The following is a 16,116-nucleotide window of genomic DNA, read 5'->3' as shown; positions in this document are numbered from 1 at the left end:
AATACCCATCCCGGCGCTATTTCTTGCCACAGCAGTGGTGCAGGACCAGAATAGGCGCAGAGGCCGGGGAACCGACCCACTGGGAGTGAGCGAGAGATGGCGTCAAGCCGCAAGAAAGTCATAGTACGCCGCTTCCTGCCAGGCCTCCTCTGGGGCTACCTCCCATCCAGCGGACTCGCCCACACCGGCCAACCGCCCATGCTCGATCTCCTCGACCTCAGCGGACGTATCCAGCCGGTACCCCTCACAGACGTCAAGTACGCCGCCTATGTGCGCGACTTCAACACGGCGGACTCCGTCACCCCGGAACGTCTCACCCGCAAGACCTTCCTGGCACGTCCTCGAACCGAAGGCCTCTGGCTCCGTCTCACCCTGCGCGATGGCGACATCCTCGAGGGCTTGGCTCCCTTGGACCTTACCCTCGCGGACGGATGGTCCCAGGATCTCGGCGTCCACCTGGTCCCTCCCGACATCCGTGGCAACACCCAGCGACTCTTCGTGCCGCGGCTCGCCATTGAGTCAATGGAAGTACTTGCCGTCGTCACCACGCCCTCTCGCAAAAAGCCGGTAGCCATCGCAGCCGAGGTGGAGGAGCAGCCTGACCTCTTCAGCCTCGCTCTCCCTCCGGACGCCCGCACCCAGTAGCCCGGGAAGCAGTACGATTGACCGCATGAAACTTTCAGAGATCGCGAGCCGCCTCGGCGCGGAGCTGGTCGGTGACGGTGACGTTGAGATCACAGGAGTCGCCGGCATCGAGCATGCCAGGCCGGACCAGATCACCTTCATTGCGAATCCGAAGTACGCTCCGCTCGCAAAGTCCACAAAGGCGGCCGCCATTCTCGTCGAGCCGGACTTCCCCGCCCTCGAAGGCACCGCGACCCTCCGCATCAAGAACTGCTACCGCGCCTTCGCTCAGACCATCAGCCTCTTCTACACCGCGCCGAAGTACACGCCCGGCATCCACGCAACCGCCGTCATCGACGCGTCGGCCGCCATCGGTGATCGCGCGCACGTCGGCGCTTATGTCGTCATCGGAGCAGACGTAGTCGTCGGTGACGATGCCGTCATCCTGCCGCACACCGTCATCTACCAGGGGGCCCGTCTCGGCCATCGCTTCTTCGCGCATGCGCACGCCGTCGTGCGTGAGTTCTGCCGCCTCGGCGACGATGTAACTCTGCAGAACGGCGCAATCATCGGAGCCGATGGCTTCGGCTACGCCCGCGACGGTTCGGCATGGGTCAAGATCGTGCAATCCGGCGCGGCAGTGCTCGCCGATCGTGTTGAAGTCCAGGCCAACGCCTGCGTCGACCGCGCCAGCATCGGCGAAACAAGCATCGGTGCGGGCAGCAAGATCGACAACTTGGTACAGGTAGGACACGGCTCGACTGTCGGCGAGAACACACTCCTCTGCGCGCAGGTGGGCTTGGCAGGCTCGACCGAGGTAGGCGACCGCGTCATTCTCGCTGGCCAGGTCGGCGTGGCCGGTCACTGTAAAGTCGGCGACGGCGCCGTAGCAACCGCACAGAGCGGCATCCCCAGCGACGTCGCACCCGGCGCTGTCGTAAGCGGCTATCCTGCAATGGACAACCGGCAATGGTTGCGCTCCGTCGCAGCGTTTACAAGACTCCCCGAAATGCTGCGCGATCTGCGAACCCTGCGTAGAACAACCAATCCAAACGAGTAATGCGATCAACGCAAGTGGGGTGACTGGCAAGCCCCCTAAAGCATCTGACCGAGAGAGTATGGCTGACGACATCACTATCGAGAACGGCAACAACGACGGCAACAATCTTCTCTCCATGCCGGGCGCAGGCAGTAAGGGCGCACCGGAGGAGTTGAAGCCAGTCCGCGTTCTGCTCCTGGATGACGACCCAGCCAACCTGCTTCTGCGCGCCGCAATCCTGCGACAGAACGGCTACGAGTCCCTACCCGCCGGCACCATCGAAGAGGCAAACGAACTCCTCGAAAGCACCGACATCGCAGTGCTCGACTACCACCTCGGCGCAGGCAAATTCGGCACTGCCGTCGCGGCAAAGCTACGCCAGCGGCGACCTGAAGTGCCGATCATCATCCTCTCCGCAACGCTCGAACGGCGTTTCGGCGGCATGGAAGACATGCACCTGCTCAAGGGCCACAGCTCCGTCGACGATCTACTCTCGGCCCTTCGCGGCCTCGAAGCCAAGCGTCGTGGAGCACCCGTCGTCGTCGATGCACGTGAGTTCTACTACAGCCGCATTGCCATGGCCATCGGTGTCGACGTCCTTGTGCAGATCCTCGATCCAGAGGGCAACTGGCACTACGTCAACGAAAGCACTGCAGAATACCTCGAGAAGCCCCGCGACTGGTTCCCCGGCCGAAACATCTTCGCCGAGATGTCGAACACCATGCGCGACTGGCGCGATGTCCTCTACGCCGTCTCCACCACCCGCGAAACCTACATCGACCGCACACGCCGCGGCCTGCTGATGGAACCGCGTGAAGAAGAGGGCAACGCCACCTGGAGCGTCCTCGCCTTCCCGATCATGTTGCACGATGGCCGCAGCGGCGTCGTGCTCAGCGCACGCATTCTCGATCGCCACTCCGGGAACGCCTTCGCATAGCGCAGGACCGGCCTGATACCCTGCTCTCTATGCGTCGACTCTTCCTTGGCCTTGCGTTGGGTATGTCCTCGGTCCTGACGGGCTGCCATTCCCATTACATTCAGGCCACCATCACCAACGCGAGCGATGCACCCCTGAACGTCGTTCAGGTCGACTACCCGAGCGCCAGCTTCGGCACGCAGCTTCTCGCGCCCGGCGCCAGCTTTCACTACCGCTTCAAGCTCCTCGGCAGCGGCAACATCAAGGTCAGCTTCATCGACGCCGCAAAGCACGAGCACGCGCAGACCGGCCCCTGGCTCAACGAAGGCCAGGAGGGCACGCTCGACATCACGCTGCCCACGCAGGACCACGCCGACTTCCACACGAGCCTGAAGCCGTGAGCACTGCACCCGCGTCACCCGGCGCCTTCATCACCTTTGACGGACCCGACGGCTCCGGCAAGACCACCCAGATCAAACGCCTCGCCGACTGGCTGCGCGAACGCGGCACCGAGCCCGTCCTCCTCCGTCAACCCGGCGGCACACCGCTCGGCGAACGCATCCGCAGCATCCTGCTCGACTCCCGCTCTGAACAATCCCTCGGCGAGATTGCTCCCCTCACCGAACTCGCACTGATGTTCGCAGACCGAGCCCAGTCGATCCGCCAGGTCATCCAACCCGCGCTCGCCGAAGGCAAAGTCATTCTCTGCGACCGCTATACCGACTCCAGCGAGGCCTATCAGGGTGCCGGCCGCGGTCTCGGCACCGATCGCGTACTGGCCGTCCACCGTGCCATCTGCGACGACCTGCAGCCGTCGCTCACCGTCCTTCTGTTACCCGATGTCGACCAGGCACTCAAACGCGCCCGCCGCCGCAACGAACGCTTCAAGCAACAGAACAACGGAGCCGACGAGAACCGCTTCGAAGCCGAGGGCGAGGCCTTCTATCGCCGCGTCCACGACGCCTATACCGCCATCGCCAAACGCGAACCGCAGCGCGTCGTTCTCATCGGCCCCGGAACTGGTGATGACAGCATCGAAGCCATCGCCGCGCGTGTGCGTCAGGTCGTAGAGCAACGACTCGTGGCGGCTGGCATCCGAGTCTAACGACTATGGCCGACACCATCGACTTTGAGAACTCCTACGTCTTCCGGCCTGCGCACGAGCTGACGACCAAGACAGGCACGTGGCGCATCCCGCCCGGCCTGCGCAAGACGCTGCCCTTCTACCTGCACAAGCCCTGGGCGCGCCTCGGCAAGCCCATCCTGCTCTTCGAGTACATGGCGAAGCACTGCGGTCCCATCTCGCACTACATGCTCTTCGGCAACCATGTCATCTTCCTCAGCGACCCCGCCGCCATCCGCGAGGTCCTCATCAACCAGGCCGGCAAGTTTGTGCGCGAACGCACCATCGTCCGCCTCAAGATCCTCCTCGGCGAGGGCCTGCTCACCAGCGACGACCCAACGCACAAGCGCTCGCGCCGCATCGTCGCCCCAGCATTCCACCGCCAGCGCATCTACGACTACGGCAGCGAGATGGTTCGCAGCACCCTTCACTGGCGCGACCAGTGGTCCGACGGCGCCATCGTCGACATGAACGCTGAGATGATGACGCTCTCACTCGACATCGTGGCCCGCACCCTCTTCGACACCGAAGTCGACGACGACATCCGCGAGATCAACGAGCAGACCAACGTCATCATGCGCATCTACAACTTCCTGATCGCCTTCCCCAACGCGGAAGCCTTCCTGAAGTACAAAATCCCCATGCCCGGCCTCAGCAAGTTCGCCAAGGCTCGTGCTGGTCTCGACAAAGTCGTCCGCCGCATCATCGCCGATCGCAAGGTAGCCAACGCCGCCGACCCTGAACACGCCGATCGCAAAGACCTCCTGAGCATGCTGCTCTCTTCGCGCGACGAAGACGGATCTGAACTCAGCGACGAACAACTGCGCGACGAAGTTCTCACCATCTTTCTCGCAGGCTATGAGACGACGGCCAACGCCCTCTCCTGGACCTGGTATCTCCTCGCCACGAACCCCGAGCATCAGGAGCGCCTCTTCGAAGAGGTTCGCCAGGTCCTCGACGGCCGCGCTCCCACCCTCGACGACTACGCCAACCTCAAGTACACCCAGATGGTCTTCGCCGAAGCCATGCGTCTCTATCCGCCTGCATGGGCCATGGGCCGCAAGTCGACGGAACCATTCGAGATCGGCCCCTACCGGATGCCCGCGGGAACCCACGTCTTCATCTCGCAGTACATCCTGCAACGTGACGAGCGTTACTACCCCGACCCGCTGCGCTTCGATCCTCTCCGCCACACCGAAGAAGAGAAAGCCAAGCGCGACAAGTTTGAGTACTTCCCCTTCGGCGGCGGTCCGCGCCAGTGCATCGGCGAAGGCTTCGCCTGGCTTGAGGGCGTCATGCTCATCGCAACCATCGCGCAGAAGTGGCGCCTCGAATGGATTCCCGGCCAGCCCGTCGAGGTCGAAGAGAAGATCACGCTGCGGCCCAAATACCCGATGCGTGTCACCCTGCACGCGCGTTAGCTGAGCTATTGCAAATGCGTTCGCGGTAGTCTGTTCTCGACCGTTAAAGTCGACGCACGGAGATCGCAATGAACCGCAGAAAATTTCTGGCCGCAACCGCTGTCATGCCCAGCGCAATCGCACAGACCTCGCAACCCATCACCCACGTCGATACCAAGACAACAGGTGCGCGGCTCAAGAGTTCCGTCGTGAAAGCAAAGGGCCTGCCCGCCGAAGGCGACAGCCCGGGCGCAAAGGCGATGGTCTCCTTCAACGGCCCGACGCTCCAGCTCGAAGGCATTGCCTCAGGAGCATGCACGCTCGAGCCGGGTGCACGTCCGCATCCGCCACACCGTCACCCGGAAGAAGAGTTGATGATCATCGCATCCGGCACCGGCGAGATCGTCGTCGACGGAGTCACCTCACAGGTCCAGGCTGGTGACATGATGTACGCAGAAGCCAACGTCCTCCATGGCATCACCAACACCGGCAAGACTGTCATGACTTTCTACTTCACCAAGATCATGGCGAAGCCGGTCTAGATCCTACGCACGTGAATTCCGGCGGACGCTAGGCCGCAGCCTTCGGAACAAACAGCTCGCTCTGATTCTTTCCGCGACGCTTTGCAGCGTACATCGCTCCATCGGCTTCACTCAGCAGGTCGTCGGGGGTGAGCGCCGTTCCCGGATAAAGAGTGATCCCGATGCTGCTCGTCACCTGAACTGTTTGGCCTGCAATGATCATGGGCGCCGCCAATTCTCGCGAGATACGCGCCGCCAGCATCTCTGTGTCGCCCACGCCGCGAATCTCCGGCAGGACGATCACGAACTCATCTCCGCCCATCCGGATCACTGAGTCGATCGACCGCATGCAACCACTCAATCGACGCGCCACTGTCACCAATGTCTCGTCGCCCGCCGCATGTCCCAGGGTGTCGTTGATCTGCTTGAAATTATCCAAATCGATCACGAACACACTCATCAACTGCCTCGTACGGTCCGCCCGGAAGATTCCCTGCTGAATCCGGTCTTTCAATACCCGCCGGTTCGGCAGTGACGTAAGCGAATCATGCAGGCCATGGGACAGCATCAGCTCCTCGGCCTCTTTCCGCTGAGTGATGTCGGAAGCGTTCACCACCACACCGTCGTGCAACTTCACTACCTGCACGCGGATCCAGGAACTGCGGATGTTACGGTCATGCACTCGGCACTCATGGACCAATGGCACACCCGTGAGAGCTACCTGCTTGTAGAGATCGAACAGCCCAAGCTCTCGGTTCACCGGCAGCAACTCACACATCCTGCCGCCCAGTAGCTTATCCAGCGGAACCAATACCATCTTCGACACATTTGCGTTCAGATACGTGAACGTGAAATCCACGATGTCATCCTTCTTGTCGCGCACGGATTCACAGACGTAGATACAGTCCAGGCTGCACTCCGAAGCCGCAAACAGGCGGTCCCTCTCGTCCGACAATTGCAGCTCGGCATTGACCCTGGCGGTCACGTCGTTTTGTATCCCTACGAAGTGCGTCAGCCGCCCCTTCAAGTCCAAGATCGGTGAAAGATACAGCTCGTTCCAGAAAGGCGTTCCATCCTTGCGGTAGTTGCGCAGCAGGACCCGCTCTTCACGCCGCTCTTCTAGGGCCTTGCGTATCTTCACCACGCCCGGCTGATCCCTGTTGTTGCGCTGAAGGAAGTTGCAGTCACGCCCCAGTACTTCGTTGGATCGATATCCCGTCATCTCTTCAAACGCGGAATTGACGTAGAGTAGCGGCGCTCCTGGCTGTGCCGCGTCGCCGATGGTGATTCCGTTGGAGATCGCATCAAAAATGCGACCATACCGGTGAACGTCTTCGATCAGCAGAATTTGCTGCTCCAACGTCAGCAGCTTACCGGACGTCAGTGTATCGAAGCGACGCAAATCCGTCTGGAAGGAGCTTTCCATGCGGATCAGCACATCTCCAGACGGGCTCTGATCACGCTGCGAGCTCCTCACGACATCCGCCAACACGTTAGCGGGTGATGCCGCCGGAATAGGATCGGCGTACCGCGTGTCATCCCAGGGCGTTCTCAGAGCTCTCTTTGCTGCACGGAAGGCCTCGTTTTGGAGCGATGTGCTTGGTTCTTCTTCCTGAAAAATGCTCATTTGCCCCTTTCGTTGCTGTCATATTCCGCGCCTAAGATGTTTTGATCTGTCAGAGTGCGTAACTCTACGCCTTTATCAGGTCAACGAAGGCTGTGAACCCGACACAGGTGCAACGCCACAAATATTCCGAGATTCTGGAGGTCAGCGCTCATCGAATCGTGAAATGCGCTGTCCTATTTGGGCACACGTCTCCTGCTGGGCGATGCGACCAAGTATCCTTGTGGACGTGCCTTTTCGCTTCAAGGATTTCGTCGGTAACGAATCGACCGTGACACACCTGCGCCGGGCCGTCGCCTCCGGCCGCCTTCCGCACTCCATTCTCCTGAGCGGTCCCGCTGGCTCCGGCAAGTACACACTGTCGCTCATGATCACCATGGCGCTCCTCTGCGAACGTCAGCCGCGCGAACCGCACGCAGGCGGTGACCTCGCAGACTTCTGCGGGGAGTGCCGTCACTGCACCCGCATCGCCGAATCATTCGACCTGCCCACACTCGTCGAGGCCGCAGTCAGCGCCCGCGAAGAGATGCGTGAGACGGACAAGAAGGACACCCGCGTCCTCATCCAGACGCACCCGGACGTGCTCGTCCTTCCACCCGATCCGCCGCAACTCCTCGTTAAGCTCGGGCAGGTTCGATCGCTCATCCACGGCATCTACTCCTTGCCCGGTGACAGCAAGCGCCGCGTCTATCTCTTCCCTTCCGCAGCCTTTATGAAGGAGGCCGCAAACAGCCTGCTCAAGGTGCTCGAAGAGCCGCCGTCCTACGCACACATCATCCTCATGGCCGAGCATCCCGGCGAGCTGCTGCCCACCATCCGCAGCCGCTGCGCCGCCGTTCGCCTCGGAGCGCTCTCCTCTCCGGAGATTGAGCAGCTACTCGCCGCTCGCAAGCCAGAAGTAAAGCCGCAACAGCGGGCCCTCGTCGCAAGGCTCGCCCAGGGTGCCGCAGGCCGAGCGCTCTCCTACGACCTTGAGAGCTACCTCAAGGCGCGTACGGACGCCATGGTCCTCCTGCGCTCCGCCACCACAGACAGCGAGCACACCGACCTCTTCAAGACGACGGAAACCTACCGCGCCGGCGCCGAAGGCCAGCAGAAGACCCAGGCCATGCTCTCCGCACTCGCAGGCCTGCTTGAAGACCTTCTGCTCCTCCGCAGCGGTGTACCCGACCGCATGAGGAACATCGACCTCGGCCGCGAACTGGAGACGCTCGCGGACTCCGTGACTTTCGCCTGGCTAGAGAACGCCGTCCGTGGCCTCGACAACGTCATCAGCGGCATGCGTAGAAACCTCCTCCGCTCCATCTCCCTCGACGCCTTCGCCGAAAACATGGCCGACGGCCGCCGCTAACCGACTGAACCAGACACGCGAACCTTGACCGGATAGACGAACCTGGACCGGATAGACGAAGAACACCGGGTGCCCCGCGTCTCGCCTCTGAGACGTGGGATGCGATGCTGAGAGCGCTACCGATCCGGGTGCCCCATTCTTTTGCGAAGCAAAAGGGTGGGTTATTCGCGCAAAGCGCGAACCGCTTTTCCTTCCGTTGAGCCAACAAACTCAAATCAAGCGAAAACCGGGTGCCCACCTTCGCGAAGCTAAGGTGGGGATTGGTGCGGAGCACAAACCGCTCTACGTGTTCAGTCAGCAACGAAACGTGGACACGCAATCCGTTCTCTCCGAGGGAAGGCATAGGAGATTCACGCAAAGCGCAAACTGAGAGACAGCACCCTCAGGGCCTAAAAACCCAAAACTGCCGAAAGACATGCGTCGCAAAACGGAGCCATTCGCGCGAAAGCGCGAACCGGAGAAAGCAGGGGCCTTTAGGCCCCTGAAAATCCCACCTAAAAGGGGCTTCAGCCCCGGCCACTAACTCTCCCGCGCAGCCTTCAACAAACGATCCCGAATCGCCTCCACCAGCGCCTCATCACCCGCTGGCGGCAACGGACAAACAATCGTATTCACCCGCATCCCATCCAAAGCCCGCAGCCCCGTATACAGCGTCCGAGCCAAAGCCGCAGGATCATTCCAGCACTCCCACTGGAAGACCTTCCCCGTCCACTCCGGCACTGCCCACCCCAGCGGCACCATCACCCCCGTCTTCTCCGGCGTGACATGATGCAACAGATCATCCAGATCGGCCTGCGTATGCACCAGCATCAGCCGCGCCCGTGGAGCGTAGTGCCGAATCCCAACGCCCGGCGACGGTAAACTTTCTGGCTTCGCCGCGACTTTGGTCACATCATCGCTACGGCGGTAGACCGTGACCCGCTGCTTCACCACAACCTCAATCTGCGCGAGACTGACCCCACCCTGCCGGTAGAGCACCATCGGCGACGCCGTCGGATCAAGCACCGTCGACTCCACACCGATCGCGCACGGCCCCGCATCCAGCACGGCATCGATACGTCCATCCAGGTCCGCCAGCACATGCGCCACCGTCGTCGGGCTGATGTGTCCGAACCGGTTCGCACTCGGAGCCGCCAGCGGCAGATTCGCCGCCCGGATCAGAGCCAGCGCCGCCGGATGCGACGGCATCCGCACACCCACAAGATCGCGCCCCGCAGTCACGGCATCCGGCAGATCGGGGTGACGCGGCAGCAGCACCGTCAGCGGCCCCGGCCAGAACGCCTCCATCAGCGGCAGCGCCGACGCCGGCACCTGCCGCACCACACGCTCCAGCATCGCCCGGTCGCTCACATGAACGATCAGCGGATCCCAGTGAGGCCGCTCCTTTGCAACGAAAATCTTCTCGACAGCTGCAGCATCCAGCGCGTTCGCCGCAAGACCGTAGACCGTCTCGGTGGGCATGGCGACCAGCCCGCCTGTGGCAAGCGTGGCTGCGGCCTGCGTCACGTCGGCCATCCGGTCGGCGATAAGGTGCAGTGTCTTGTGCGTGGCGGTTTTCACCGCACTATAGTACGTGTTTCCCTCAGTCTTGCGCCGCCGATGCGCCTATACTCAGGCACATGTCGCACGCGGAGATTGAACTCAAGTTCTGCGTCCCCGATCCGCGCGAGTTTCGCGCACGGGCGCTCGCCGCCGGGTTTGCTTTGCAAACGCCGCGCACGCTGGAGCGCAATGCGCTCTTTGACACACCGGAACGACGGCTCCTTGGCGGACGCCAGGTGCTGCGACTCCGCGAGTACGGCGGCCAGTGGGTCCTCACCCACAAACGACCGCCGGCGCACAACGACGACAGCTCGTTCTACAAGGAACGCCTCGAGACCGAAACCGTCGTCAGCGACGGCGACGCCATGGGGGCCGTCTTCGTAGAACTCGGCTACAACCCCGTCTTCCGCTACGAAAAGTTCCGGACCGAGTTCCACGACGGAGAAGGCGCCCTCGTCCTCGATGAAACACCCATCGGTGACTTCGCCGAACTGGAAGGCCAACCAGCCTGGATCGACCGGGCTCTCGAACGCCTCGACATCCCCCGTGATGCCTGTTTCACCGATAGCTATGGCCGCATGTTCCTCGACTGGAAAGAACGCACCGCCTCCCCAGTTGAGAACATGACCTTCGACGAAATCTCGGTCGCCACCACTCGTTAGAGCGATATCGCAACTCCCGATAGCAGGAGGCCATCCAACAGCCATGACAAACGATCAGGACATTCAATCAGGCGCACAACGGGTGGAAGCGGCAGAACACTCCCGCTCAGGTCTGACCCAGCCGCGCGATCTTTCCATTGCGGACGTCAACGAGCTCAACGCGCCCGCCCAGACCATGCTCGGCGACCTGACCCTCAGCATGTTCCAGCAGGGCCAGACCGTCCGCGTCCGAGTCGGCAGTGCCACCGCCGCAGCAGAGTTCTACGAGTTCGCCTACGAGTCCGCCGATGAGGCGAACACTGCTCTCATCGAAGCAGGCGTCCTAACGCAGAAGCAAGTCCCCGACATCACCAAGCCAGTCGGCACCGGCATCCACATCAAGGGCATCACAGCCGAGCAGCTCCTGCACGCGGGCCTCAAGCGCCACTCCATCTCGACCCTGTAAGCGCAAACAATTCAAACGCAGAAAAGCCCGGCGCGAAGCCGGGCTTTCTTGTCGCTACCGAAGTGCTTAGAAGATCTGGAAGTTAACCGCAACATTCAACTCCACCGGAACGGCAACGCCGCCCTTCTTCGCCGGAGCAAACTTCCACTGCGCCACGGCCTCGCGCGCCTTCTCATCCAGTCCCATGCCCACCGGACGAATCACCCGGATCTGCGTAGGCCGCCCCGTAGCATCCACGATTAAGTGAACCATCACCTCACCCTGGAACTTCGCCTTGCGAGCTTCCTCGCTGAACTCAGGATCCGTCGAGTAGATCAGCCGCGGCGCCGAAACATCGCCACCAACCTGGTAGGTGCCGCCGCCCGTGCCACCGCCGCTGCCCGGTCCAAGACCGTTGCCGCGACCACTGCCCAGACCGCCGCCGCTGCCGTTACCCAGCGAATTCATACCGACATTCGGCGCGTTCGGCATACCAAGATTCGGCATATTGTTGTTCGTCATCTTCACATTCGTCTGAATGTTGATCGCAGGATCCACCGTCAGCTTCGGCTCAATCTTAGGAGGATTCGATGGCGGCACAATCGGCGTCGGAGAAATCTTCGGCAGACGTCCCTGCGTCACCGGCGCAATGTCATGCGCACCGCCACCACCGCCCATCGCCTTCAGCGCCGGTACTTTCACCGGAGGCTGCGGAGGCGGCGTGTCGAACGATATCTCCTTGATCACCGGCTTCGAAGCCGTAACCACCTTGATCACGCGCGTGCTGATCCAGAAAATCAGCAGGAAGATCAGCGCGTGCACGCCAACGGCAACGGCCGTCGACTTCGGGTCGCGCTTGACGTCCATCGGATTCGCAACCGCAATCGGCTTGGACTCAAGCACCAGCGGCGGCAGCTTCTCCGGAAAGAAAGCGTCGCGAAAGTTTTCGATGAGCGACGCAAAAGGGCTCATCGGCTGCAGCTCATCCGGCTGACCCAGCTGCGGTCCGTCCGTGGCCTTGGTGTGAGGTTCTTCAGTGATAGTCGCCATCGCCTCAAATCTCGTTGGTTCTCACGTGCGTAGGTCGCGCGGGAACAATCTACTGGTGGCCCTGTCCTTGGATTCGTCGATCCGCCCGGCTCGCTGACCGGGTCTAAAGGAACACAAGCTGCTGTACGGCGTATCAGGCGTCCGTCCACATTGTACAAAATGCGCCCAACATCTTGTCTTCGCAAAGTTTGCACCACATCACTGTCATTTGACGCAGCCGGACCATAGGAAGTAACTCTCAATCTTCGGTAGGCGCAACCCTGCAGGTACACCCCTTACATCGCCAGTCGCTGCGCACCCTTACAATAAGGGTTTGGGCGCAGCCTGCGACGTCTTCGCAGCGCACCGCCGCCACAAATGCATGAGGGAATGATGGACGAGGCGACTAAGCCGAAGCAGTTGAAGGACACGCTCAATCTTCCAAAGACAGCGTTTCCCATGAAGGCCAACCTGCCCGGCAACGAACCGGCGCGCCTGAAGGCATGGACCGAGGCCGATCTATACGGGCAGATTCGCGCATCGCGCGCTGGCAAAAAGAAATTCATCCTCCACGATGGCCCGCCCTACGCCAACGGCGCCATCCACCTCGGCCATGCGCTCAACAAGTGCATCAAGGACTTCGTCGTCAAATCGAAGACCATGGCGGGCTTTGACGCACCCTACGTCCCAGGATGGGACTGCCACGGCCTCCCCATCGAGATCAAGGTCGACGAGCAGCTCGGCCGCAAGAAGCTCGAAATGGACGCGCTCACCGTCCGCCAGCAGTGCCGCGACTACGCGCAGAAGTACGTTGACCTCCAGCGCTCGCAGTTCGTACGCATGGGCGTCCTCGGCCGCTGGGACAACCCCTACCTCACCATGAGCTTCGGTTACGAAGCCCGCATCCTCGAAACCTTCTACGCCTTCTTCGAAAAGGGCTTCGTCTATAAGGGGCTGCGCCCGGTCTACTGGTGCATGCACGACAAGACCGCGCTCGCCGAGGCGGAAGTCGAGTACGAGATGCACACCTCGCCCTCGGTCTACGTGCGCTACGCCCTCACCAGCGACGCCGCGCTCATTGACCCCGCGCTCGCCGGCCTGCCCGTCTTCGGCCTCATCTGGACGACCACTCCCTGGACCCTGCCGGCATCGCTTGCCATCGCCTTCCATCCGGAATTCGAGTACGTCGCCGTGCAGGTCACGGAAGACAACGAGACCTACGGCAAGGGCAACGTCTACCTCGTCGCCTCGGAACTCCTCGAGTCCCTCAAGACCACGGCAAACCTGCCCGACGTCGAAGTCCTCGCGCGCGTCCACGGCGAGAAGCTTGAGCGCACCACCTTTGCTCACCCCTTCCTGCCCCGCGAAATCCTCGGCGTCATGGCTGAGTACGTCACCACCGAGCAAGGCACCGGCGGCGTCCACACCGCGCCCGCACACGGCCCGGACGACTTCGCCACCGGCAAGAAGTACGCGCTCTCGCAGGTCTGCGACGTTGACGAAGCCGGCCGCCTGCGCAACGGCCTGCCCGAGTACGACAGCCTGAACGTGCACAAGGCCAACGCGCCCATCATCGAGCTGCTCAAGACGCGCGGCGCGCTCATGGCGCAGGGCGACGTACATCACAGCTACCCGCACTGCTGGCGCTGCCATCGCCCTGTGATCTATCGCGCCACCGAGCAGTGGTTCATCGGCATGGAGACGCCGCTCGACGGCACCACCTTCCGCGAACGCGCCCTCGCCGAGATCGCGAAGGTCACCTGGGACCCCTCCTGGGGCCAGGAGCGCATCAGCAACATGATCGCCACACGCCCCGACTGGTGCATCAGCCGCCAGCGCATCTGGGGCGTGCCCATCGCCGTCTTCCTCTGCCAGAAGTGTCATGAGCCCATGAACGATCCGGCCATCAACGCCAGCGTCGTCAAGCGCTTCGAAACCGAAAGCGCAGACGCCTGGTATCGGCACTCCGCGGAAGACCTGCTGCCCGCCGGCACCGCATGCGCGAAGTGCGCCGGTACCGAGTTCCGCAAGGAAATGGACATCCTCGACGTCTGGTTTGAGTCCGGTGCAAGCTGGCACGCCGTGCTCGAAGCCGAGCCCGAACTCCAGTTCCCCGCCGACATGTACACCGAGGGCGGCGATCAGCATCGTGGCTGGTTCCATTCCTCGTTGCTCTCTGCCGTCGGCATTCGCGACCAGGCACCGTACAAGTACGTCGCAACCTCCGGCTGGACACTCGACGAGCAGCGCCGCGCCTTCTCCAAGTCGCTCGGCAACGGTGTCGATCCCGTCAAGGTCATGGACGAACTCGGCGGCGACATCGTTCGCCTGTGGGTCGCATCCGTCGACTTCCGCGAAGATGTCATCGCCTCCGTGCCGCTCATGAAGCGCCTCGCGGAAGAGATCTACCGCAAGCTGCGCAACACCTTCCGCTTCCTGCTCGCAAACCTCGACGGCTTCGTCCCTGCAACGGACGAACAACCGTGGGACCAGATGGAAGCGCTCGACCAGTACATGCTCGCCCGCACCGCAGAGCTGGTCACGAAGGTCCGCGCCAGCTACGACGCCTTCGAGTTCCACCGCGTCTTCCACGCACTCAACGAGTTCTGCAACTCCGAACTCAGCGCCTTCTACCTCGACGTCCTTAAGGATCGCCTCTACACGCTGGCGCCCTCGGACACACGCCGCCTCAGCGCACAGACGGCTGTCTGGAAGATCACCGAAGCACTCGTTCGCCTGATCGCCCCCATCCTCTCGTTCACAGCAGACGAGATCTGGGGCTACCTGCCGCCGGTCGAAGGCCGCGAAGCAAGCGTCCACATCGCAAACTTCCCCTCCGCGGAAGACTTCGGCGCAACGCAATCTTCCGCAGACCTGCTCACGGACGTCCTGCAGATCCGCACGGTACGCGAGTCCGCCCTCAAAGTGCTCGAAGCCGCACGCGCCGCCAAGACCATCGGCAAAGCGCTGGAAGCGAAGATCGTGGTCACCGCGTCCAGGAGTGACCTGGCAGCAGTCCTCTCGAAGTACGAGCGGCAACTGCCGGAACTCTTCGGTGTCTCTCAGGTCGAACTGGCAGCACTCGATCCCGCACTCGGCTCAGCGGATACGCAGGTGGAGTTCGCAAAGGCAGAAGGCACACGCTGCGATCGCTGCTGGCGCTACACCGATGACGTCGGCGCCGAAGGTCGCTATCCCACCGTCTGCGCCCGTTGCGCCGACGCGCTCGAAAAGATCGGCTACGAAGCCGCAAACGAGGTGTCTGCATGAGTACGGAATGGCACACCGAACAAAGGTCCCGCCGCGATGCGCGCCCGTGGCTGCTGCTGATCGCCTTCGTCGTCGTTCTGCTCGACCGCCTCTCGAAGATCGCGGTCGAGCATCACATCTCGATGGGCAGCGGCAAGGTCATCATCCCCAAGGTCTTCCGCATCACGCACGTGCTCAACACCGGCGCAGCCTTCTCCATGTTTGCGGAGTCGGCCTCGCCGCTGGCCGTACGCATCGGCCTCATCATCTTCTCCATCATTGCCGCGCTGGCTGTCCTCTTCATGCTCGTCCGCTACGGGAAGCACTGGTCGGCCGCCTCCGTCGGCTTTGCGCTCGTACTCGGCGGAGCCATCGGTAACCTCTACGATCGTGCCGTCCTCCACTACGTCATCGACTTCCTCGAGGTCCACATCGGCAGCTATCACTGGCCGGACTTCAATATCGCCGACTCGGCCATCAGCGTCGGTGCCGTTCTACTGCTGGTCGAAATGATCTGGCCCTCCGAATCCGCGACCGACCACGCCGACGGATCCAACAAAACCGCGAACGGAGATGTTCTTGGCGCGTGAGAAGAAAGCCGTTGCACTGCCG

General features: G+C 62.1%; 15 protein-coding genes. 12 read left to right on the top strand and 3 right to left on the bottom strand.

Translation table 11 applies throughout. The annotated features are described in order from the left end of the window. The first annotated feature begins 96 nt into the window (after positions 1-96). The 7 genes from TERRO_RS09435 (at position 97) to TERRO_RS09405 (ending at position 5,644) form a co-directional block, all read left to right on the top strand. On the top strand, positions 97-645 hold the full coding sequence (locus TERRO_RS09435) for a DUF6982 domain-containing protein (RefSeq protein WP_014785774.1): 549 nt from the start codon (positions 97-99) through the stop codon (positions 643-645). A 25-nt stretch (positions 646-670) separates the two neighbouring features. Beyond that, the gene (gene lpxD, locus TERRO_RS09430; protein ID WP_014785773.1) at positions 671-1,684 is read left to right on the top strand and encodes a UDP-3-O-(3-hydroxymyristoyl)glucosamine N-acyltransferase; all 1,014 of its coding nucleotides are present in this window, start codon (positions 671-673) and stop codon (positions 1,682-1,684) included. A gap of 58 nt (positions 1,685-1,742) precedes the next feature. After that, on the top strand, positions 1,743-2,600 hold the full coding sequence (locus tag TERRO_RS09425) for a response regulator (protein ID WP_014785772.1): 858 nt from the start codon (positions 1,743-1,745) through the stop codon (positions 2,598-2,600). A gap of 29 nt (positions 2,601-2,629) precedes the next feature. Further along, positions 2,630-2,980 carry a hypothetical protein gene (locus TERRO_RS09420; RefSeq protein ID WP_014785771.1) on the top strand — a complete coding sequence of 117 codons (351 nt, stop codon included), beginning with the start codon at positions 2,630-2,632 and terminating at the stop codon, positions 2,978-2,980. Then, on the top strand, positions 2,977-3,684 hold the full coding sequence (gene tmk, locus TERRO_RS09415) for a dTMP kinase (protein WP_014785770.1): 708 nt from the start codon (positions 2,977-2,979) through the stop codon (positions 3,682-3,684). Before TERRO_RS09420 ends, tmk begins: the two co-directional genes overlap by 4 nt. Positions 3,685-3,689: 5 nt before the next feature. Continuing rightward, positions 3,690-5,123 (top strand): cytochrome P450, encoded by a 1,434-nt coding sequence (locus TERRO_RS09410; protein ID WP_014785769.1) that lies wholly within the window; start codon positions 3,690-3,692, stop codon positions 5,121-5,123. 68 nt (positions 5,124-5,191) lie between these two features. Beyond that, on the top strand, positions 5,192-5,644 hold the full coding sequence (locus TERRO_RS09405; RefSeq protein WP_014785768.1) for a cupin domain-containing protein: 453 nt from the start codon (positions 5,192-5,194) through the stop codon (positions 5,642-5,644). A gap of 28 nt (positions 5,645-5,672) precedes the next feature. Here the strand turns inward: TERRO_RS09405 and TERRO_RS09400 are convergent, their stop codons facing one another. Further along, positions 5,673-7,061 (bottom strand): sensor domain-containing diguanylate cyclase, encoded by a 1,389-nt coding sequence (locus tag TERRO_RS09400; protein WP_169315296.1) that lies wholly within the window; start codon positions 7,059-7,061, stop codon positions 5,673-5,675. Between the two features lie 391 nt (positions 7,062-7,452). Here TERRO_RS09400 and TERRO_RS09395 point away from each other — a divergent pair, with 391 nt between their 5' ends. Beyond that, the gene (locus tag TERRO_RS09395) at positions 7,453-8,598 is read left to right on the top strand and encodes a DNA polymerase III subunit (RefSeq protein ID WP_014785766.1); all 1,146 of its coding nucleotides are present in this window, start codon (positions 7,453-7,455) and stop codon (positions 8,596-8,598) included. A 519-nt stretch (positions 8,599-9,117) separates the two neighbouring features. Here TERRO_RS09395 and TERRO_RS09390 read toward each other — a convergent pair. Further along, entirely contained in the window at positions 9,118-10,158 is a 1,041-nt protein-coding gene (locus tag TERRO_RS09390; protein ID WP_014785765.1) for an L-threonylcarbamoyladenylate synthase, read from the bottom strand. Positions 10,159-10,217: 59 nt separating this feature from the next. Here TERRO_RS09390 and TERRO_RS09385 point away from each other — a divergent pair, with 59 nt between their 5' ends. Both TERRO_RS09385 and TERRO_RS09380 read left to right on the top strand, forming a co-directional pair. Continuing rightward, positions 10,218-10,802, top strand: a complete 585-nt coding sequence (locus TERRO_RS09385; protein WP_014785764.1) for a class IV adenylate cyclase — start codon at positions 10,218-10,220, stop codon at positions 10,800-10,802. 43 nt (positions 10,803-10,845) lie between these two features. Further along, positions 10,846-11,247, top strand: coding sequence for a hypothetical protein (locus tag TERRO_RS09380; RefSeq protein ID WP_014785763.1), 402 nt, complete (start codon positions 10,846-10,848; stop codon positions 11,245-11,247). Positions 11,248-11,313: 66 nt separating this feature from the next. Here TERRO_RS09380 and TERRO_RS09375 read toward each other — a convergent pair whose 3' ends face one another. Continuing rightward, positions 11,314-12,276 (bottom strand): energy transducer TonB, encoded by a 963-nt coding sequence (locus TERRO_RS09375; protein WP_014785762.1) that lies wholly within the window; start codon positions 12,274-12,276, stop codon positions 11,314-11,316. 372 nt (positions 12,277-12,648) lie between these two features. Here TERRO_RS09375 and ileS point away from each other — a divergent pair, with 372 nt between their 5' ends. Next, a complete protein-coding gene (gene ileS, locus TERRO_RS09370) occupies positions 12,649-15,525 on the top strand; it encodes an isoleucine--tRNA ligase (protein ID WP_014785761.1) in 2,877 nt (958 codons plus the stop codon). Continuing rightward, complete coding sequence (gene lspA / locus TERRO_RS09365; protein ID WP_014785760.1) at positions 15,522-16,094, top strand: signal peptidase II; 573 nt, start codon at positions 15,522-15,524, stop codon at positions 16,092-16,094. The genes ileS and lspA overlap by 4 nt, the downstream gene beginning before the upstream one ends. Positions 16,095-16,116: the final 22 nt, after the last annotated feature.

Origin of the sequence: Terriglobus roseus DSM 18391 (assembly GCF_000265425.1) — a bacterium.
Lineage (GTDB): Bacteria > Acidobacteriota > Terriglobia > Terriglobales > Acidobacteriaceae > Terriglobus > Terriglobus roseus.
This window is presented reverse-complemented; position numbering and strand designations above follow the sequence as displayed.